The organism is uncultured Campylobacter sp. (genome assembly GCF_937997595.1).
In the GTDB taxonomy this organism is placed as follows: domain Bacteria; phylum Campylobacterota; class Campylobacteria; order Campylobacterales; family Campylobacteraceae; genus Campylobacter_B.
This window is the reverse complement of sequence record NZ_CALKTS010000076.1, coordinates 1-4492: the sequence shown is the minus strand read 5'-3', so window position 1 is coordinate 4492 and position 4492 is coordinate 1. Positions and strand designations below refer to the sequence as shown.

Here is a 4492-nt window from a genome sequence, read left to right as displayed (position 1 = left end):
AGCTCATCGTCTACGACAAGGACCGCGCGCGCGCGATCGCAAAAATGAAGGTTGCGCTAGACGAGCTCATCATCGGCGGCATAAAATCGACGCGCGATTTTCATCTTAGGATGATGAACAACCCCGATTTCGTGGATAATAACTACGATACAAATTACCTAGCCAAACATTAAATTTAAAATTCCAAGGGATGATACTCTTGGAATTTTAAAATTTATTTGAAATTCTAAATTTAAGATTCCTCTTGAAATTTTATATTTAAAAATCTACTTGAAATTTTGTTTTAAAATTTCGTCGCGCCACGCTTCAAATTTTGCTATTAAATTTACCGCTAAATCTAGATGGTAAGGCGCGCAAGATACATCGTCGTGCGTGTTTTACGGCGAGATAAATGCTGGGCTCGGTTTAAATTTTACGTTCTGCGGCGGTTGAAATTTAGACATATGTTTTGTGTCGCCGCAGATATTTGCTTGCGTCTGCGCAATTTAGCGTTGATTGCGCCGCTATGGTATTTTGCTTTCATCCACACCGACCGAGTAAAATTTAATGCCGCATACGTGCTCTATCATCTATTTCGGCGATCGGTTACCGATATACGCGAGTAAGCGGTATAAAATTTATCGCACGAGCCGCTCGCGTCCGTTTGGCGTAAATTTTATCGCGCTCGCCGTTGCGAGCGTGAAGTAGTATCGAGCTGCAAATTTACGATTATTTGCCGCGCGCTAGAAACGACGACTGATTTATAGGCAAAGCGCGCCAGGCCCTTAAACCGTCAAAATTTCAACTCCCAAATTCCTCGTAAAATTTATTCAGATAATCGGCGCAGTAGAAGTTTTGATTTCTAGCATCAAATTTGCCCGCCAGCTCAAAAGCCGTCTTGTAGTCGCCCTCATCGCCAAACGCGCTAGCTGCGATGAAAAATCGTAGGTCGTTTAGATCGTCATTGCCATCAAGGATCGCACGCGAGTGCTTGCGAGCTAAGCTTAGCGCCATCTCGCGCTCATCCAGTCTAACGGCGATCTCGATTAGCGGCGCGACCATGTTTATGATGCGAGGATTTGACTCGATCGTCGCCGCGGCCTTTGGCAGCAGGATTTTTGCCTTCCAGGTCCTGCCTAGCGCTATCATACTAAAAAGTATCGGCGCGTAGGTTATGTGCGGCACCTCAGAGCAGGTTAGCTCGCCCGAGAGTATCGGCTCGGCAAGCCCCAGCGCCGCCTCGTGCTCCCCAGCAAAATTTAAATACGCTATCTCATCGCTTGCTTCGCACGCCTCGCAGTCGGCCATATCGTCTTTGGCGAGCTTTTTCCACAGTTCGTAGTTTGCCTTCGCCTCTCTAGCATCGCCCATGTCGATGTTTTGATTCATCAAAGCCTTGTAGTAGGAGGCTAGCGATAGCTCCAAGCGCTCGTAGTAAAACAGCATCGCCTCGTTCACCTCATCTATGAGCTCTTTTTCTATCATGGAGCTTTTGGCGACGCCCGAGACGATCCATTTAAATTTCCACAGGCAGCTTTCAAAGTCGCCAAAATTCGGGTATTCGCTTTCTTTCAGATTTTGCGCGATGTAGCCCGTGAGCCACATTAGCGCTCTGGTTCTTAAAACCGCGCCGAATTTTTCAAATTCATCATTTAGCACAAAGTCGCAAATTTGCGCGGCAAATTCGAAATTTTCCGCCTCGATGGCGCCCTTTATCGCATCAAACAGATACTCCTCTTTATCCGCCAACCTATCAAATTGCTTTAGCTTTTCATAAAGCCCCTCTAGCGAGCCCTGTTCCATCCTTGCTCCTCATTAAATTTTTGCGGTAATTATATCCGTTTAGTCTGAAGTTAAGCAGGCTCGTCGCGATTTTAAAGCCCAAAAGGTAAAATGAAATTTAAACGTTATTTTAAAACAGCTCTGCTTGCACCGTTTTAGCGCCCTATTTGCCGCCGCGATAGACAAATTTCAGCTTTGTTATATAAATTTAATATTAAAATGCCGTATTCATAAATTTTTTTAAGAAAAGGGGATTTATGGACATAAACATGCAGCGCTTTAAAAGCGAGTTTGAGCAGATAAGCCGCTTTGGGGCTTTGGCGGGCGGCGGGCTTACGCGGCTTGCATTTTCGCGCGAGGATAAAGCGGCGCGCGACTTCCTCATATCGCTACTTCAAAAAGAAAATTTCAAGATCAAAATCGACGATATGGGCAATATTTTCGCTAAATTTAGCGGCGTCAGTAATTCCGATTTGCCGTCCGTCAGCGCGGGCTCGCATATCGATAGCGTGCCGCAGGGCGGCTTTTACGACGGCACGCTGGGCGTCATGGCTGCTTTGGAGGCGATCCGCGCGGTGCGAGATAGCGGCGAGGAGCTTGCGCGACCGCTGGAGCTCATCGTCTTTGTTTGCGAGGAATCAAGCCGCTTTAAAATGGCGACCGTAGGCAGCAAGATAATTAGCGGCAAGCTATCGCGGCAGCGGCTGGGCGAGCTAAAGGATGGGGACGGAATTTCGCTATTTGATGCGATGCAGAGTTTCGGGCTAAATCCCGCAAATTTAAAAAACTGCATCCTGCCCAAAGCCAGCTTTCATAGCTATATTGAGCTTCATATCGAGCAGGGGCCGGTATTGCAGAGGCGGGGTATCCCCGTAGGCGTCGTCACGGGTATCGCCGCGCCCGTGCGATACGAGCTACGGATCGAGGGTAGAGCCGATCACAGCGGCGCTACGCCGATGGATATGCGCTGCGACGCCCTAGCTTGCGCTAGCGAGATCGTTTTAAGCGCGGAGAGGATCGCAAAGGCAGGCAAAACCACGGTCGCGACGGCGGGTTATGCAAACGCGCTGCCTGGCGTGCTAAACGTGATCCCGGGCGCCTGCACGCTAGGTCTTGATATACGCGATATAGACGAGGAGGCGCTCAGGGCGGCGGACGATCAAATTTGCGCCGCGATAGATGAAATTTGCGCTCGCCGAGGGTGCAGATTTGAACTAAAAAATCTCATCAAGGATCGCCCCGTAAAGCTAAGCGAGGAGATGATAGCTCTGCTTGAGAGCTGTGCCGGCGAGCTTAAAATTCCAAGCCTGAGGCTTCCTAGCGGCGCGGGACACGACGCGATGAATATGACGGAGCTTGCGGATCGCGTGGGGATGCTTTTCGTGCCGTGCAAGGACGGCATCAGCCACAACGTAAATGAAAGCATAAACTGGAACGACGCCTTCGCCGCTACGAAGGTTTTAGCCGCGGCGATGTTAAGCTTAGCCAAAAAATAAAGGAGAGAAGATGGATGCTATTGCACAAAAAGTAGAGGCGCTCAAGGGCGAGATGATCGGAGATCGCAGGTTTTTCCACTCGCATCCCGAGACGGGCTGGTTTACCTTTTTTACGACCGCGGTTATCGCAGATCGTATGCAGCGCCTGGGCTATGAGATAAAGCTCGGTCGCGAGGTGGTAAAGGCTGAAGCCAGACAGGGTGTAGGCAGTAAGGACGCCTGCGAGAAGGCGAAGCAGCGCGCCGAAGAGCTGTTAAACGCAGATCAGATAAAATTTCTTGATGCGATGGAGGATGGGCTAACGGGTCTCGTGGCCGAAATAGACACGGGGCGCGCGGGCAAGACGGTCGCTTTTAGATTTGACATAGACGGCGTGGACGTGACCGAGAGCACGGACGCGGACCACCGCCCTTTTAAGGAGGGCTTTCGCTCCGATATTAGCGGCATCACGCACGCGTGCGGGCACGACGGGCATATCACGATGGGGCTTGCTCTGGCAAAGCTGATCGCGCAGAGCCTAGACGATTTTAGCGGTAAATTTAGATTTATCTTCCAAACCGCCGAGGAGGGTACCAGAGGCGCCGTAGGTATGGAAGCTGCGGGCGTCACCAAGGGCGTGGATTATCTGCTTGGCGGTCATATCGGCTTTCAGGCGACCACTATGAGAGGTATCATCTGCGGTACCAAAAAGCTGCTTGCGACTACTAAATTTGACGTAAATTTACAAGGCAAGTCCGCTCACGCAGCGGGCGCGCCGCAAAACGGAGCCAATGCTCTGCTCGCCGCAGCCGAGATGGCGCTTGATATGCACGGTATCACTAGACACGCAGACGGCGTCACGCGTATCAACGTCGGCGTGCTGCGCGCAGGCGAAGGACGCAACGTCATCGCGCCCAACGGCTATCTTGCGTGCGAGACGCGCGGCGAGAGTACGGAGCTGAATGAGTTTATGAAGGCCAAATGTATGGACATAGTGGAGGGCGTTTCCAAAATTTACGGCGTCAGCTACGATGTGCAGGTTACGGGCGGTACTGCAGGCGGCGATAGCGATGAGGATAGCACGCAGCTTTACGAGGATGCGGCGAAAGCATCGCCGTTTATCGACGATGATAAAATCGTAAGGGAGCTAAACTTCGGTGCATGTGAGGACTTCGCGCATTTTATGCGCTCGGTGCAAGATGCGGGCGGCAAGAGCGGATATTTGATGATCGGCACGACGCTTGCGGCGGGACATC

General features: G+C 51.0%; 4 protein-coding genes and 1 pseudogene. 4 read left to right on the top strand and 1 reads right to left on the bottom strand.

Annotation, left to right across the window (positions count from 1 at the left end; all coding sequences use genetic code 11):
- Positions 1-173 (top strand): annotated as a pseudogene (locus Q0614_RS02650) (acetyl-CoA carboxylase biotin carboxylase subunit); the annotation flags it as partial.
- Between the two features lie 373 nt (positions 174-546).
- A complete protein-coding gene (locus Q0614_RS02645; RefSeq protein ID WP_298786351.1) occupies positions 547-687 on the top strand; it encodes a hypothetical protein in 141 nt (46 codons plus the stop codon).
- A gap of 93 nt (positions 688-780) precedes the next feature.
- On the opposite strand, the gene Q0614_RS02640 is transcribed toward Q0614_RS02645, so the two are convergent.
- Positions 781-1782: a hypothetical protein gene (locus Q0614_RS02640; protein WP_298786348.1), complete on the bottom strand. Its 1002-nt coding sequence runs from the start codon at positions 1780-1782 to the stop codon at positions 781-783.
- 236 nt (positions 1783-2018) lie between these two features.
- On the opposite strand from Q0614_RS02640, the gene Q0614_RS02635 reads away from it, so the two are divergent.
- Positions 2019-3257: a M20 family metallo-hydrolase gene (locus tag Q0614_RS02635; protein WP_298786346.1), complete on the top strand. Its 1239-nt coding sequence runs from the start codon at positions 2019-2021 to the stop codon at positions 3255-3257.
- A 10-nt stretch (positions 3258-3267) separates the two neighbouring features.
- Positions 3268-4492, top strand: a 1225-nt coding sequence (locus tag Q0614_RS02630; RefSeq protein WP_298786344.1) for an amidohydrolase, incomplete at its 3' end; no start/stop codon positions are given.

Coding starts and splice junctions, on each gene's coding strand:
- Q0614_RS02635 (WP_298786346.1), top strand. CDS start 2,019: ATGGACATAAACATGCAGCGCTTTAAAAGCGAGTTTGAGCAGATAAGC.
- Q0614_RS02645 (WP_298786351.1), top strand. CDS start 547: ATGCCGCATACGTGCTCTATCATCTATTTCGGCGATCGGTTACCGATA.
- Q0614_RS02640 (WP_298786348.1), bottom strand. CDS start 1,782: ATGGAACAGGGCTCGCTAGAGGGGCTTTATGAAAAGCTAAAGCAATTT.